General features: G+C 34.7%; 12 protein-coding genes and 1 other annotated feature. Of the genes, 2 read left to right on the forward strand and 10 right to left on the reverse strand.

What is annotated here, in order from left to right:
- Positions 1-25: 25 nt before the first annotated feature.
- The 4 genes from CLOLE_RS14650 to CLOLE_RS14665 are packed head-to-tail and all read right to left on the reverse strand — an operon-like array spanning position 26 to position 4,601.
- Entirely contained in the window at positions 26-1,228 is a 1,203-nt protein-coding gene (locus CLOLE_RS14650) for an ABC transporter permease (protein ID WP_013657915.1), read from the reverse strand.
- Between the two features lie 18 nt (positions 1,229-1,246).
- Positions 1,247-2,470 carry an ABC transporter permease gene (locus CLOLE_RS14655; RefSeq protein ID WP_013657916.1) on the reverse strand — a complete coding sequence of 408 codons (1,224 nt, stop codon included), beginning with the start codon at positions 2,468-2,470 and terminating at the stop codon, positions 1,247-1,249.
- The gene (locus tag CLOLE_RS14660) at positions 2,470-3,165 is read right to left on the reverse strand and encodes an ABC transporter ATP-binding protein (protein ID WP_013657917.1); all 696 of its coding nucleotides are present in this window, start codon (positions 3,163-3,165) and stop codon (positions 2,470-2,472) included. Before CLOLE_RS14660 ends, CLOLE_RS14655 begins: the two co-directional genes overlap by 1 nt.
- Positions 3,162-4,601, reverse strand: coding sequence for an efflux RND transporter periplasmic adaptor subunit (locus CLOLE_RS14665; protein ID WP_013657918.1), 1,440 nt, complete (start codon positions 4,599-4,601; stop codon positions 3,162-3,164). Before CLOLE_RS14665 ends, CLOLE_RS14660 begins: the two co-directional genes overlap by 4 nt.
- Positions 4,602-4,916: 315 nt before the next feature.
- Here CLOLE_RS14665 and CLOLE_RS14670 point away from each other — a divergent pair, with 315 nt between their 5' ends.
- Positions 4,917-5,177 carry a hypothetical protein gene (locus CLOLE_RS14670; RefSeq protein WP_013657919.1) on the forward strand — a complete coding sequence of 87 codons (261 nt, stop codon included), beginning with the start codon at positions 4,917-4,919 and terminating at the stop codon, positions 5,175-5,177.
- A 91-nt stretch (positions 5,178-5,268) separates the two neighbouring features.
- On the opposite strand, the gene pulA is transcribed toward CLOLE_RS14670, so the two are convergent.
- Complete coding sequence (gene pulA / locus CLOLE_RS14675; protein ID WP_013657920.1) at positions 5,269-8,364, reverse strand: type I pullulanase; 3,096 nt, start codon at positions 8,362-8,364, stop codon at positions 5,269-5,271.
- Positions 8,365-8,696: 332 nt separating this feature from the next.
- Between pulA and CLOLE_RS14680 the strand changes: the two genes are divergently transcribed.
- Positions 8,697-9,890 carry an IS110 family RNA-guided transposase gene (locus tag CLOLE_RS14680; RefSeq protein ID WP_013657921.1) on the forward strand — a complete coding sequence of 398 codons (1,194 nt, stop codon included), beginning with the start codon at positions 8,697-8,699 and terminating at the stop codon, positions 9,888-9,890.
- Between the two features lie 209 nt (positions 9,891-10,099).
- Here the strand turns inward: CLOLE_RS14680 and CLOLE_RS14685 are convergent, their stop codons facing one another.
- From CLOLE_RS14685 to thrS, 5 genes are all read right to left on the reverse strand, one after another.
- Complete coding sequence (locus CLOLE_RS14685) at positions 10,100-10,414, reverse strand: hypothetical protein (RefSeq protein WP_041713037.1); 315 nt, start codon at positions 10,412-10,414, stop codon at positions 10,100-10,102.
- A gap of 428 nt (positions 10,415-10,842) precedes the next feature.
- Positions 10,843-11,199, reverse strand: a complete 357-nt coding sequence (gene rplT / locus CLOLE_RS14690) for a 50S ribosomal protein L20 (protein ID WP_013657922.1) — start codon at positions 11,197-11,199, stop codon at positions 10,843-10,845.
- A gap of 22 nt (positions 11,200-11,221) precedes the next feature.
- On the reverse strand, positions 11,222-11,425 hold the full coding sequence (gene rpmI, locus CLOLE_RS14695) for a 50S ribosomal protein L35 (RefSeq protein WP_013657923.1): 204 nt from the start codon (positions 11,423-11,425) through the stop codon (positions 11,222-11,224).
- 49 nt (positions 11,426-11,474) lie between these two features.
- Entirely contained in the window at positions 11,475-11,966 is a 492-nt protein-coding gene (gene infC / locus CLOLE_RS14700; protein ID WP_041713039.1) for a translation initiation factor IF-3, read from the reverse strand.
- A gap of 351 nt (positions 11,967-12,317) precedes the next feature.
- Complete coding sequence (gene thrS / locus CLOLE_RS14705; RefSeq protein WP_013657925.1) at positions 12,318-14,291, reverse strand: threonine--tRNA ligase; 1,974 nt, start codon at positions 14,289-14,291, stop codon at positions 12,318-12,320.
- A 103-nt stretch (positions 14,292-14,394) separates the two neighbouring features.
- Positions 14,395-14,667: a binding site (T-box leader), on the reverse strand.
- Positions 14,668-14,798: the final 131 nt, after the last annotated feature.

Below are 14,798 nucleotides of genomic sequence, written 5' to 3' on the forward strand. Positions count from 1 at the left end.
ATTAAAATTACATTAAAGTCTTTGTTTATTCTTCCCTTAGTGCTTCAACAGGATCTAATTTAGCAGCTTTATAAGCTGGATAAACACCAAATATAATACCAATACTGCTCGAAGTACCTACTGAGAAAATAATCATCCCCGCTGTCAATTGAGCAGTTATTCCTATAGCTGATGCAAGTAACACTCCGCCAAAATAGCCTACTAAAAGACCTGTTATACCGCCTAACAAAGTCAACATAAGCGCCTCGATTAAAAATTGGGTTAAAATCTGACGATCGGTAGCCCCTAAAGCTTTTCTTATTCCAATTTCCCTTGTACGTTCTTTAACAGTTACCATCATAATATTCATGATGCCAATACCACCTACCAAAAGTGAAACAGCCGCTACAATACTCGTAAATAAATTTAATTTGTCTAAAACATCATTATATGTATTAGTGGCTTCCATTACAGACATAACCATATAAATATCTTCTTTACCATGTCTTTTCTCAAGTAACTTTCTAATAGGGGTACTGTAATCTGAAGCTTCATAGTCCTCATTAATAATAACCATTGCTTCATAAGACTTGCCTTCACCTCCCTGTAAATATTTATCTGCTGTAGCAAATGGTAAATAGACAATAGGTGCAATCATTTCCTCAGGTGCTGCTGATGGATAATAACTTTTTGTAACACCAACAATTTCAAAGTTTTGTACTTCTCCACCAATATTCATATCAATGCTTTTTCCTAAAGCATATTTAGGATCTTTGACATTGAACATGATTTTTGCAAAATTATCTTCTACTATGATTACATTACTTCTTAAAGTTTCGTCTTGCTCTAAAAACATCCTTCCATACTTAAGACTGATAGACTGTACCTTTTCATAGTCATGAGTAATGCCAAAAAGCATTAAGGTTTTTTCTTCCTTCTTATAATTCTTAGCTGTGCCTATATATTGTTCATGATAAGGTAAAACATCCATTACTTCCGGGATTTGACTAATCACATCAAAATCCTCTGGCGTTAACAAATTATCCTCAGAATAATCCATGGTCATAATTTGAATGGTTCCTTTTCCCACACTACTAAACTGACCATTAACATAGCCTTTTACACCTTCTCCTAGGCTTAAAATAATAATAACCGCACTAATACCAATTAGCATGCCTAGCATTGTAAGGAAGGTTCTTAGTTTATTGCCTTTAAGCTGACTTAAGGCATTTTTTAGTGTTTCTCTCATTTCTTATTCCTTCCTTTCTTAATCTGCTCTTAAGGCTTCTATAGGGTCTAGTTGCGCTGCTTGATAAGCAGGATATACGCCGAATACAAGGCCGATAGTCACCGAGGTTAGGGTTGCAAATAAAATCATTCCTAATGTAAACTCAGCCATAATGCCTAGTTGATTACCAATCATCATCGCACCTATATATCCTAATAACATCCCTAATATTCCTGCTATTAGTGTTACCATCAAGGCTTCGATTAGAAATTGTACCAGTACATCTTTATTAGAAGCTCCTAACGCCTTACGAATACCTATTTCTCTCGTTCGCTCTTTAACTGTAACAAGCATAATATTCATAATACCAACGCCACCTACTACAAGAGAAATACTCGCTATGGCACTAATAAATAAAGTAACAATATTCATGACACTATCTACCATTTGCATAATTTGTACATAAGTTTGAATAGCATAACCATCTTTTAAATGATGTCTTTTATTAAGGATTTGTCCAATTCTTGTTGTTACTTCACTTTGATCATAACCACCCTTTACAATACCTGCAATAGTTCTTACAGAACCACCTAAACCTAAAAGCTGATCCAGTTTGCTATAGGGTATGTAAAAAGTTTTTTGTGTAATCATACGGTCTAGTTCTTTTCTACTTAAATCCTTTGAACTATTAGTTTTATAAACACCTACTATTTGAAAACTAATGGGCTGCTTATTAATAGTTATTTCAATCTGTTCTCCCACTACTCTCTCATAAGATTTTTCACCGTAAAGTGCTTTAGATACAACATCTGCAATCACCACTGAATTACTATAAGCTTCTTCATCTTTATCATTTAGATTTCTACCAGCTAAAATATCTAGTGGTGAAATTTCATTGACATAGTCAGGTTCAATACCTGAAATATTGCACAGAAAACTCTCACCCTTTTGTGTGTAAAGATTTCCTCTACTATCATTTCCTCTCACAACACTCTCAATTTCCGGCAGTGATTTAATCAAATTAACATCTTCTGTATCAATCTTATATTCTGACTTTTCTTCTTTTGCGCTCACTTGAAACACACCTAAACCCATATCCATAAAGGAACTCTTAATATAAGTTTGAAAGCCTGTTCCTAATGCCAAAATCATAATAACAGCCCCTACACCAATAAACATACCTAACATTGTAAGGATCGTTCTCCCCTTATTTCCCATGAGTTGTTTAATTGCAGATTTAATACTTTCACCTAACATATTCATTAGGATATTCCTCTCCTATTTTGTATAGGTGCATCATCAATAATGATGCCGTCTCTAAATACAACTCTTCTTTTAGTGAATTCTGCAATATCTGGTTCATGGGTAACCATAACAATCGTAACACCTTCATTATTTAAGCCTTGAAAAATATTCATTATTTCTACACTCGATTTACTATCTAGGTTTCCTGTAGGTTCATCAGCTAAAATGATAGCTGGATTATTAACAAGGGCTCTGGCAATTGCTACCCTTTGTCTCTGCCCCCCTGAGATTTCATTGGGCGTATGCTTAATACGATTCCCTAACCCCACTCTAATAAGTGCATCAACTGCACGTTCTCTTCTCTCTCTAGGCTTAATACCTGCATACATCATAGGTAGTTCTACATTTTCAGTAATAGTAAGTTTAGGTAATAAATTAAAGGATTGAAAGACAAAGCCTATTTTTTGATTTCTAATTCTTGAGAAATCTTTATCCTTTGCTTCAGAAACATTTATCCCATCTAATATGTAAGTACCACTCGTAGCATGGTCAAGACAGCCTAGAATTTGCAAAAAGGTTGATTTACCTGAACCAGAAGCCCCCATGATAGATACGAACTCTTCTTTTTCTACCTTGAAGTCAATATCAAATAAAGCTTGGAGTTCTAGGCGACCATTTCTATAAATTTTATTCACTTTTTGAATATCTATCATTGTTCATCACCTAACTTCTCATAAGACACTTTAGTTCCTTCTGCTAAGTAATCAGCTGGATTACTTACAACTAATTCCCCTTCTTGTACCCCTTCGATTTCGGTATATAGACCATTACTTAAACCTTGCTTAACATCTTTTCTACTAATGATTCCATCTTCAGCCACTACATAAACATAATAGTTTTTATCATCATCTTCCATAACTGCTAAAATAGGTGCTACACATACATCAGTTCTTGTATCAGTAATAATTTTAACATCTACAGAAAAACCTGGTTTAATTACTTCACCCGGCTGTGTTACTTCTACTTTAACTGGAAGTGAAACTGTTTCACCACTAGAACTTTGTTTGACATCTGCTACAGCTGCCACCTTAGCAACTTTACCTGCTACTTCAATGGTTTTAGAACCTGTATATTTAATAACTGCATCTAGACCAACTCTTAGGTCTGCTGCGTAATAAGGTGAAATGTCACAAGTTACTTCTAATTTGCTAGGATCTACAATCGTTAAAATTTTACTTCCTGCTGTTACAGGCATCCCCTCTTCTTCTGGTAAGTAAGTAATAACACCATTTATAGGGGCTACTACACTTGTTGACGTATTTTGTAAATTATTTTTAGCGGTATAAATTTGACTTTCTAAGCTTTTAATTTGACCTTCAGCTGAAGCAATTTGTTGCTTTTTATTACTATCTTCTACTTTATTATTTAATAAATCCAAATTGTACTGAGCTGTTTCAATTTGTAAGTCCATTTGTTTTAAACTTGATTCAAGACTAATAATAGCAGTTTTCATCTGATCAATATTCTGTTTTAAAGTTGTCACCTTATCTTTAGAATCATCTAAGTCTTTTTGTGATAAAGCCCCAGCTTCAAAAAGTTCCTCGTTCACTTTTAAATCTGTTTCAGCTTGTTTTAAATCTTTTTCTAAATTTGATAAGTCTACTTTTTTATTTGTTATACTTGTTTCTGTATCTTTTCTGTTGTTTTTTAATTGTGTCAAAGTAGCCTGTGCGCTTAAAATATCTCCTTTAGAAGCTGCACCAAGTAACTGATTTAAACTCTCTTTAGCTGCTACTAGCTGTGCTTCTAAAGCTTCTAGGTTTTTTTGACTTGAAAGTTCTGCTTCCTGATCTAATACTAAAATCACTTCTCCTTGCTTTACGGTATCGCCTACTTCTTTATTAATGGTAATAATTTTATTACTTGCATCAAGATAAACAGTTTGGCTATCAACTGCTTTTAATTTACCACTTGAAGAAATTTTTGCCTCTATATTATCTTTTTTAATTTTCTCAACTTGTACACGTGGTCCTTCTTTATAACCTCCGATTGTTTCTTCCACTTCTGGTTTATTCATACTTGCAATAACACCCAATACAATCATAATACCCACTACACTAATAATGATGTACTTCTTTTTGCCTTTCATATAATCCTCCTTTAATGCCTTTGTTTTTGCATATAGCTATAACGCTATACTTACTAACCATTATTATAAGTGACAATCCTTAATTTTCAATTAAAATTCAATTAATTAATAAAAAACTTATAATTTTATGGCTATCTTCCCTCACTTTAGTCATTCACTCACTATTTTAACTAGTACTTTTATTCTGTCACCACCTTATCTTTATAACATGTCATTATGTAGCTATAAAGAAGAATTTTTCAAAAAACAAGCATATTTTATCTACTTTATCATAACTTAATAATAAATACTTATTGTCCATTTTAGGAGGTCTCTATGAAACGTCCCACAAAAAGTAACGTGATCGACTATATCCATATTTACAATGTCCTTACCTTAGCTATTACTTTTTTTCTACTATATATAGGCATTAACTTCTTTCTACCTTTTGCCAACTTTCTTTCGTTTTTAGGACTTGCTTTAGGAAGTTTCTATATTATTGTTTATTTTTTTAGCAAAAAGAGAGTTCACTTAATGATTGCTTTAATTAGCACCATTGTTTCTATTGCTCTTAGCCTAGCTTTTATCTATATATAATACTTCATCATTCATTTTTGCATAAGCATAAAAAAAGGTGCTATGATTCATCTTATCATAGCGCCTTTTTTAAATGCTTAACATCATTTCTTTAATGCTTATTTTTCAACCTTCTTCTCACACCAAAAGCAGCTACTACTGCTACTGCAACACCACCTACAATGTAAGCTATTGTTTTAGCTTGAGACCTGGTTGTTTCATTTTGACTATCTACTTGTTGATCTGTACTTGTCTCTACTCCTTTTGCCTTTACTAATACCATTGCACTTCTACTAGGTACCACAACTTCATTACCTACTATGTTCTCTATAGGTACTATACCCGCCACTTGATCATTAACGACTACTTCCCAATCTCCTCTATCTAATACTATTTTTTGTTCTTCCTTATTAGCATTAAATAAAACAACAATTTCTTCCCACTCATCTCCATTAGCATGCCCACTTATTTTGTAACCTACCATTTCTTCTGTAGGCATTTCAAGGAAAGTTAAATGCTCACTAATTTCTTCTGCTGTAGTCATTCGAAAAGCTGGATGTTTTTTTCTTAACTCTATAAGACCTCTATAATAATCATACACATCTTTAAATCCAATTTTTCTACTCCAATCTAATTGATTAATCTCATCTCCTGCTGAAAAACTGTTCTCATTACCACCCTTAGTACGTACAAATTCTACACCTGCATGTAAGAAAGGAATACCTTGTGAAGTAAGTACCATCGCATTACTTAATTTATGAATTTTTAGTCTCTCTTCCATGCCATCTTCTGGATTAGTGAGTTCAATCTTATCCCATAAAGTTAAGTTATCATGAGCTGATACATAATTAACTGTTTGACTTGGTGATTTTGCAAAAGGTGCTTTTGAATAATTTACCTGTGCATAATCAACTTGTGGATGCTTAGTTGCTCCTACAATCCCAAATTTAATTGTTTCTTCAAACCCTGCTCCACCATTTGCGAACCCTGAAGCTGTACTTTCAAAAACATGCCCTTTAATACCATCTCTAAAATCATCACTAAAAACAGCTATATGATTTAATTCTCCTGCATTTACTTTAAGCGCTTGCTTATTTGTAGGTAATGTAGAGGAAGAAGCTGTCCAGCCTTCACCATAAATTAAAATATTAGGATTGATTTTATCTAATTCAGTACGGATTTCATTCATTGTATCAATATCTATCAGGCCCATAAGGTCAAATCTAAAACCATCAATCTTATATTCTTTAGCCCAATAAACTACTGAATCTATAATCATTTTTCTTACCATAGCCCGTTCTGAAGCTATTTCATTGCCACAACCTGAACCATTTGAAAAGCTACCATCTAAATTCTTTCTATAATAATAGTCTGGTACAATAAGATTTAAATTGGAGTCTGCACTTTTAGCCGTATGATTGTAAACCACATCCATAATAACACCGATATCATTTTGATGAAGCGTCTGTATAGCCTGTTTAAATTCTTTTACTCTTACTTCTCCGTGATAAGGATCTGTGGCATAAGAGCCTTCTGGTACATTATAATTTTGTGGATCATAGCCCCAGTTAAAATCACTTTCTTCTAACTTGGTTTCATCAATAGAACTATAGTCAAAAGCTGGTAATAAATGAACATGGGTAACCCCTAATTCTTTTATATGATTAAGGCCTGTTTTTACACCTGTACTAGTTGTCGTGTCAGTTTCTGTTAAACCTAGAAATTTACCTTTATGCGTAATCCCTGAATTCTCGTGAGTTGATAAATCTCTTATATGTAGTTCATAAATAATGGCATCTGTTGGGTTTTTAAGCTCTGGTCCCTTTTGTGTTTCCCACCCTTCTGGGTTTGTTTCTGCAAGGTCAATCACCATAGCTCTCATGCCATTGACTCCAGTTGTTCTTGCATAAGGATCTACAACTTCTCGCCATTCTCCGTTAATACGTACCTTATAAGTATAATAAACAGCATTTTGGTCACCTTGAATTGTAGCACTCCAAGTACCTTTTTCTTGTTTTGTCATTGGCACTTCTTGTAGCACTTTACCATCATTACCTGCATCATAAAGGATGACTTCGACTTCACTGGCTGTAGGTGCCCATAATTTAAAAGCTGTACGTTCTTTTTGATAATTAGCTCCCAAATCGTCTCCCTCATAATAATAAAGCTGGTTAAAAGCTTCTGTATTAAAAATCTCTCCTGCTGTAGCTATCTTCGCTTCATACCCCTCTTTAGCTACTTCATAAATACCGTTAAAGTCAATGGTTTCAGCTAAGTAAAGCTTAGCACCTTTAGCTAGTCCACCTTCCATTTCATCTAATAACTCCACTTTATTGATTGCTATTTTCTTCCCAGCTTTAGTCACACTAAAATCCGCTTTAAGATCTTCCTTTGTTTCAAAAGGAACATTAACACCTAAACAAATACTTTCCATTGTATCCATGGTTGCCCAGCTCACACTAGGCTTAATGTACATTTCTTCTTTACTGTATCCCACTTTTTCCTCTCCTTGCTTTAAGTAAATATCAATTTTTCCATTCTCATCAACTTTAGTAGTAGAAATAAAACGATCTATTTCTACATCTTTATTTTGTACATCTTTTTTATAGAGCCAAAACCCTAACTTACGTATTGATCCTATGTCTTTTACTGTAAAGGTTGCCACCTTACCATAGGCATCTTCCTTTTCAAAATTATAACTTATCCCCTCTTTACCTTCAGGCCATAACCATAGTTTCCAATCTTCATAATTTCTATCATACCTATTATAATGTACATTCAAGGTAACTTGCTCTGGCAGTATTACTGTACCACCCAAAAGATTAGGCTCTTCTGTATAAATCGTTTCATCTCCTGACACGAGCCATATTTCATTGATAGCTTCTGTTGTTGCCACAAAGCGATCATCTGATACGTCTTTTGCCCAATCATTAGTTCTTACAATAAAACCTACCTTATTAGCTGTTTCCTCTAAAGGAATAATAGCCTTTACACCAAATTCATCTTCTTCAGTAAATTCGGTAACGTTTCCATCTTTTCCGTCAAGCCACATCCATAGATTCCATTCCTCATACTGCTTATCTGGTCTGTAATAATGAATAATTAATTGTTTTTCCGTATTGGGCGTAGCTTCCAAGGGCAATATTCCTTGAAACAAATTTAAAATGAGTATACATACTAAAACAATCCCCACATATTTTTTCTTCATTACCTTCCCTCCTTTTATAAACAGTTTATCATATTACAAATAATTTGAAAACAACATCTCTTAGCAAAGCGTATATTGTAAATTGAAATTCGTAATATATAAGTGAAGGTTCTCAGCAGCCTTCACTCTTTTATTTTATAATGAAGGTGATTGGCTGATGGAATTTGAAATTGGGACATTACGCCCGTAGTTAAATGTGTCAGCTAGCCTTCATTTTCTTGCATTCGATTCAGCAAGTTGGGACATACAAATGCTCCCGTTTAACCAACGAATATGAATGGAAACTGAAGAGTTGGAACCAATCAAATATTCTACTATAAGGAGGTATCCCCATGATTGCTGTTGGAATAGATGTTTCAAAATCCAAAAGCACTGTTGCTATCTTAAATTCCAATGGTTCTTTACTTGTCAAGCCATATACAATGACACATACTCAATCCGATATGTGTGCCTTGGTTGACTATTTATGTACCTTTGATGAACCCATTACCATTCTCATGGAGTATACAGGTCACTATCACTATCCAGTACTTAAAAAGCTACAACAGGAAGGATTCCCTGTCTGCATTATCAATCCATATCAAATGAAAAAATATGCCGACGTTGAAATCCATAAAGCAAAAACTGATAAAAAAGATGCTATCAGAATTGCTACATATGCTCTGGAAAAGTCTTATAAACTCGTCCCCTATAACTCATTGGAGCAGAAGTATGAAGATCTGAAATTTTTGTCAAGGCAATATAATCAACGAATTTCCTCTGTGTCCTATACAAAGGTTCAGTTGATTAACCTACTTGACCAGACAATGCCGGGAATTACTCGCTTACTTCCTCTAAAGAGCAGGAATCCTGAACAATGCGTTTTATTACTTTTTATCAAACGCTTTAAATCTTTTGATGAAATCAACAAAATCGGCAAAACACGTTTTCTTTCCAGTTATACAACACTTGTGAAGAAAACTTGCGACCGCCACGCTCCAAGTAAAGGATTGGCAATATATGAGCTTGCCACTAACAGTATTACAACCCGCGGTGAAGACCCATATATTCAGCTTGCTCAAAGTCAATGCGTAGACCTTTTAGCAACTTCACAGAATGCAGCAGATGAGATTATCCTGCAAATGCAGACCATGGCTGAAACCATACCTGAATATAAAATCCTCAGGGCTATGGCTGGCGTAGGTGATAGACTTGGTCCAATAATACTTGCTGAGATTGGTGATATTCGCCGTTTTCATAGTGGTAAAGCTCTTAATTCCTTTGCTGGAAATGATGCGCCACCTTATCAATCCTGGCAATTCGAGAGCAGAAACCGCCACATATCAAAACGTGGTAGTGCCACCCTCAGAAAAGCTTGTTTTGAGGTTATGCAGGCTCTCAAACTGACAAAACCTCAAGATGATCCCGTCTACCTTTTTATGTTAAAAAAGGAGCAGGAAGGAAAACCCTACAACGTAGCCAAAATGGCTGGTGTAAATAAGTTTCTCCGAATTTACTACGCTCGTGCGATGGAGCTTTATAAGTAAATCCGAGTTTATTATCATATATTTTTGAAAAATCTACAATACGTAGGTTTATTAAGGTTACCCTTTTTAAAGATGAAATTTCTTAAAATTCTTCTTGACAAACATTAGCAAGATTTGTCTTGGCGTTTATGAGAAGTACGTCTGAGAGAAAATGAGTGGGTATGGGTGCCTTCCGTTGTTCCGGTTCACATTTTTTTGAAACACTAAGTTCACTTATTTAGATGAACGGCAGAACTCACTTCGTTCAAACAGCTGCCTAAAACCCATCTAAAACGTTCACTAAGTGCTTCTAAAAGATGCTCCCAAGTCACTACTCCAGGCACCCATACCCACTCATTTTCACAAACATTATTGACCTCATAAACATCCAAGACAGTGAAGTAGCGTGGAAAGAAGGCGTAACGACAGTTAAAAAATACTCGAAGCCAGGGACAGGCGCCCAAGGCAATAACGTATAAAGCTTCCCATAAGTCTATTTTGCCAAGAAGTAGCTCTGTAAGGAAGCTAGGGAGCCTTACAAGCATTATTGATCTCTTAAGTATTCAAACCCCTAAGTGAAAAGTGCAGAAAAAAGATAATAACAAGTTTTGTTTTTTCTTGAAAACACTTAATGAAGGCGACTTTACGCGTTATTGCTGGTAGAACTGAGAGAGGGTAGCTGTCCTAGCGGGGTAACTTCGGAGTATTTTCAGTAGGCACTTAGCGAACGTTTTGGATGGTACTTAGTCCACGTGCCCCCGGGAACCGAGTTTGTGGACGTTCATCCAAAAAAGTGAGCTTAGTGCCTACTGAAAATACGGAGCCAAGCCACGTAGGATAGTCACCCTCTCTCAGTTCCGCTCAAATAGCCTAGTAAAGCCACCGACAAATTTCTATTTGTACAATTCACCAGCCAGATGCAAAAAAGCTACTATTCCAGTGAATATCACATGAATAGTAGCTTCAAAAAGCATTATTTTAAGTTAGCTTTAGCTGTTTCAACTAATTGTGTGAAAGCAGCTGGATTTGTGATTGCTAATTCTGATAACATTTTTCTGTTGATGTTAACGTTAGCATTTTTTAATCCGTTCATGAAACGGCTATATGATAATCCGTTTAAACGAGCTGCAGCGTTAATACGTGCAATCCATAAACGTCTGAATTCTCTTTTTCTTAATTTACGACCTACATATGCGTAGTTTAATGATTTCATTACAGCTTGTTTAGCTGTTCTGAATTGTTTTGATTTAGCTCCTCTGTAACCTTTAGCTAATTTTAATACTCTATTACGTCTTTTTTTAGTAGACATTCCGCCTTTAACTCTTGCCATTGTCTTAACCTCCTATCGTATCTTATAAATATGGTAAAATTCTCTTCATTTGTTTTTCGTTTGTGCTATCTACAATACCAGCTTTTCTTAAGTTACGTTTTGTTTTTGTAGATTTTTTAGTTAAAATATGTCTTTTATAAGCTTTATTACGTTTTAATTTACCAGTTCCTGTAACTTTGAAACGTTTTGCAGCTGCTCTATTTGTTTTTAATTTTAATTTAGCCATGATAAATGATCCTCCTTTATTCATTTGATTATTTTGTATCAAAAGGTAACTATTTTGGTGCTACCACGATAACCATTGCTCTACCTTCTAATTTAGGTTTTTGTTCTGCTACTCCCACTTCTTCTACTAAAGCTATTGCCTGTTCAAGAAGCTCATTACCTCTATGAGTATGCATCATTTCACGCCCACGGAATACAACTGAAATTTTCACTTTATCCCCTGCTTTAAGGAATTTAGCTGCATTTTTCATCTTCGTTTCAAAGTCATGTTTTTCAATACTAGCAGAAAGTCTTACTTCTTTAACGCTAACAACTTTTTGTTTTTTACGCGCTTCTTTTTCTTTCTTTGCTGCATCAAATTTGTATTTACCATAGTCCATGATTTTACAAACTGGTGGTTTTGCTTGCGGAGCAATTTTAACTAAGTCTAAGTTTTTCTCAGCTGCCATTTTTTGTGCTTCTTTGCCAGCAACAATACCAATTTGTTCGCCATCAGCTCCTACTAGTCTTACTTCTTTGTCACGAATTTGTTCGTTGATCATTAAATCGTTAATAACGGGCACCTCCTAAATTGTGTTTGCCTAAATTTATTATTTTAATCACCCTTTAAGCGATGGGTGAGCCGCTTTTAATAATATACCCTTATTAGTATATTTATTTGCTATATCAACTAAATAAGGTGGATAGCCGAAACTATCCACCTCTCTAAAAATCCATACTAAATGAAATATAATCATGTCTTAATTAGTATGACCTTACGAACTCTTTTGTTGTAAGGTGAGAAGAATAGCTTCTACTTCGTCTGGCAATCATTTGCCTTAAAACCTCATTTATCTTAACATGCATTATTTTATTTGTCAACTTTTATTTTACGTAAAATATTTATTTCTATCTTATTTGTTTTCTTCAATTTCCATGTGTTTAAGATAATTGAATTTTGTTTTGATTTCTTCATCTACACGATTAACGAAGCTTTCAAGACTTTGTACGCCTTCATCACCTTTTTGACGGCTACGAACAGAAACTGTTTTGTTTTCCATTTCTTCTGCACCGACAACAACAATATAAGGGATTCTTTCCATACGTGCTTCACGGATTTTGTATCCAATTTTTTCTGTACGATAGTCAGCTTCTACTTTCAAGATACCATGATCTTTAAACGCTTTAACAACTTCTGCTGCATAGTCTGCATATTTATCAGAAAGTGGAAGCACTTTAACAGCCACTGGTGCAAGCCATGTTGGGAACTGTCCTGCATACTTTTCAATAAGCATAGCAAGTGTTCTTTCATAGCAGCCAATAGATGTACGGTGAATGATAAGTGGATGTTTTTTCTCACCATCTGCATCAATATAAGTCATACCAAGCCTTTCTCCAAGAGCAAAGTCGATTTGTACAGTAATGATTGTATCTTCTTTACCATGTACATTTTTAAATTGAATATCAAGTTTTGGTCCATAGAAAGCAGCTTCACCTACAGCTTCTTCATAATTAATTTGTAAGTGATCTAATATATTTCTCATGAGACCTTCTGTTCTTTCCCAAGCCTCTGGATCATTAATATATTTTCCAGTATTTGCTGGATCCCATTTAGAGAAACGGTAGCTGATATCATTTTCAATGCCAAGTGTTGCCATCATGTAATTGATTAGCTCAATAACACCTCTAAATTCATCTTCTAATTGTTCTGGTGTACATACAAGATGCCCTTCAGAAATAGTGAACTGTCTGACACGAATAAGACCATGCATTTCACCTGATGATTCATTTCTAAATAAAGTAGAAGTTTCACCATAACGAATTGGGAGATCACGATAGCTGTGTTGTTCTGCATTATAAACTGTGAATTGGAATGGACATGTCATAGGACGAAGTGCAAATACCTCTTTATCCTTTTCTTCATCTCCAAGTACGAACATACCATCTTTATAGTGATCCCAGTGACCTGACATTTTGTAAAGATCACTTTTAGCCATAAGAGGTGTTTTAGTTAATACATAACCTCTTTTTTCTTCCTCATCTTCTACAAAACGTTGAAGGGTTTGAACAATTCTAGCACCTTTTGGCATAAGTAAGGGTAGACCCTGACCCACTTTTTCATCTGTTGTAAAAAGTTTAAGTTCACGACCAAGCTTGTTGTGATCACGTTTTTTAGCTTCTTCTAAAGCTTCAAGATGAGCTGCTAAATCTGCTTTTTTAGTAAATGCTGTTGCGTATATACGCGCAAGCATTTTGTTCTTTTCATTCCCTTTCCAGTAAGCACCTGCTGCTGATAAGATTTTGAACGCTTCTACAGGTTTTGTACTCATAAGGTGTGGTCCTGCGCAAAGATCAACAAAGTCGCCTTGTTTGTAAAAAGTGATTTTCTCACCTTCTGGAAGCTCACGTATTAATTCTACTTTATATGGTTCTTCTGCTTCTTCCATTAATTTAATAGCTTCTTCTCTAGGAAGTTCAAATCTTTCAATAGGAAGTTTTTCTTTAACGATTTTCTTCATTTCAGCTTCAATTTTTTCAAAATCTGCTTCTACAAAGTGTCTTTCTGTATCAAAATCATAATAAAAACCATCCTCAATAGCTGGTCCAATTGCAAGTTTCACTTCTGGGAAAACCCTTTTTACAGCCTGAGCTAAAATATGAGCTGCTGTATGACGGAATGCCCATTTTCCTTCCTTATCATTAAATGTAAGGATTTCAAGGTTGCAATCTCCATTAAGTTCTGTTCTAAGGTCTACCATTTCCCCATTTACTTTACCTGCACATGCCATTCTTGCAAGTCCTGCGCTAAGTTCTTCTGCTACGCCAAGGACAGTAATGCCTTTTTGACACTCTTTAACACTGCCATCTTTTAATGTAATTTTAATCATTATTTCTACTCCTTTCAAATTTAAACTATTTTAACCCATGAATGATTATTTAATTAAAAGAACCTAAAAAACCCCGTCCCTTTTTAAATAATCATCTTATTTAAAAAGGGACGGGGATATGTATTCCCGCGGTTCCACCCTTGTTACTTTGCTTGGCTAAGTTATATGAATGCTTCCTCCCTATAAAGAACTATTCATTCATGCTTAAACTTACCAAAGTTAAAGTCACTCGCTTTACTGACGATAACGGGGTCACCGAATTGTTTTACAATCACTCCGAGGTAGTCTTCACTTATAGTCTTTAAAGATGCTCCCACCACTGCATCTTCTCTCTGAAAAAGCTTTTATAAGTTACTCGTCTCATCATTGTTTTTTGGTATTCACTAATAAATATAAATATTATAGGTATTAACAAATTCTTCTTATTTAAAATAAGTTATTCGTCATTCTTAATGTAATTATTCTAATCAATTGATGCCGTTATGTCAATATTGTTTGATTGTTATT

Source organism: Cellulosilyticum lentocellum DSM 5427, from assembly GCF_000178835.2.
GTDB classification, from domain to species: domain Bacteria; phylum Bacillota; class Clostridia; order Lachnospirales; family Cellulosilyticaceae; genus Cellulosilyticum; species Cellulosilyticum lentocellum.

Coding starts and splice junctions, on each gene's coding strand:
- CLOLE_RS14660 (WP_013657917.1), bottom strand. CDS start 3,165: ATGATAGATATTCAAAAAGTGAATAAAATTTATAGAAATGGTCGCCTA.
- infC (WP_041713039.1), bottom strand. CDS start 11,966: ATGATCAACGAACAAATTCGTGACAAAGAAGTAAGACTAGTAGGAGCT.
- CLOLE_RS14665 (WP_013657918.1), bottom strand. CDS start 4,601: ATGAAAGGCAAAAAGAAGTACATCATTATTAGTGTAGTGGGTATTATG.
- pulA (WP_013657920.1), bottom strand. CDS start 8,364: ATGAAGAAAAAATATGTGGGGATTGTTTTAGTATGTATACTCATTTTA.
- rplT (WP_013657922.1), bottom strand. CDS start 11,199: ATGGCAAGAGTTAAAGGCGGAATGTCTACTAAAAAAAGACGTAATAGA.
- CLOLE_RS14680 (WP_013657921.1), top strand. CDS start 8,697: ATGATTGCTGTTGGAATAGATGTTTCAAAATCCAAAAGCACTGTTGCT.
- thrS (WP_013657925.1), bottom strand. CDS start 14,291: ATGATTAAAATTACATTAAAAGATGGCAGTGTTAAAGAGTGTCAAAAA.
- CLOLE_RS14685 (WP_041713037.1), bottom strand. CDS start 10,414: ATGCTTGTAAGGCTCCCTAGCTTCCTTACAGAGCTACTTCTTGGCAAA.
- CLOLE_RS14670 (WP_013657919.1), top strand. CDS start 4,917: ATGAAACGTCCCACAAAAAGTAACGTGATCGACTATATCCATATTTAC.
- rpmI (WP_013657923.1), bottom strand. CDS start 11,425: ATGGCTAAATTAAAATTAAAAACAAATAGAGCAGCTGCAAAACGTTTC.
- CLOLE_RS14650 (WP_013657915.1), bottom strand. CDS start 1,228: ATGAGAGAAACACTAAAAAATGCCTTAAGTCAGCTTAAAGGCAATAAA.
- CLOLE_RS14655 (WP_013657916.1), bottom strand. CDS start 2,470: ATGAATATGTTAGGTGAAAGTATTAAATCTGCAATTAAACAACTCATG.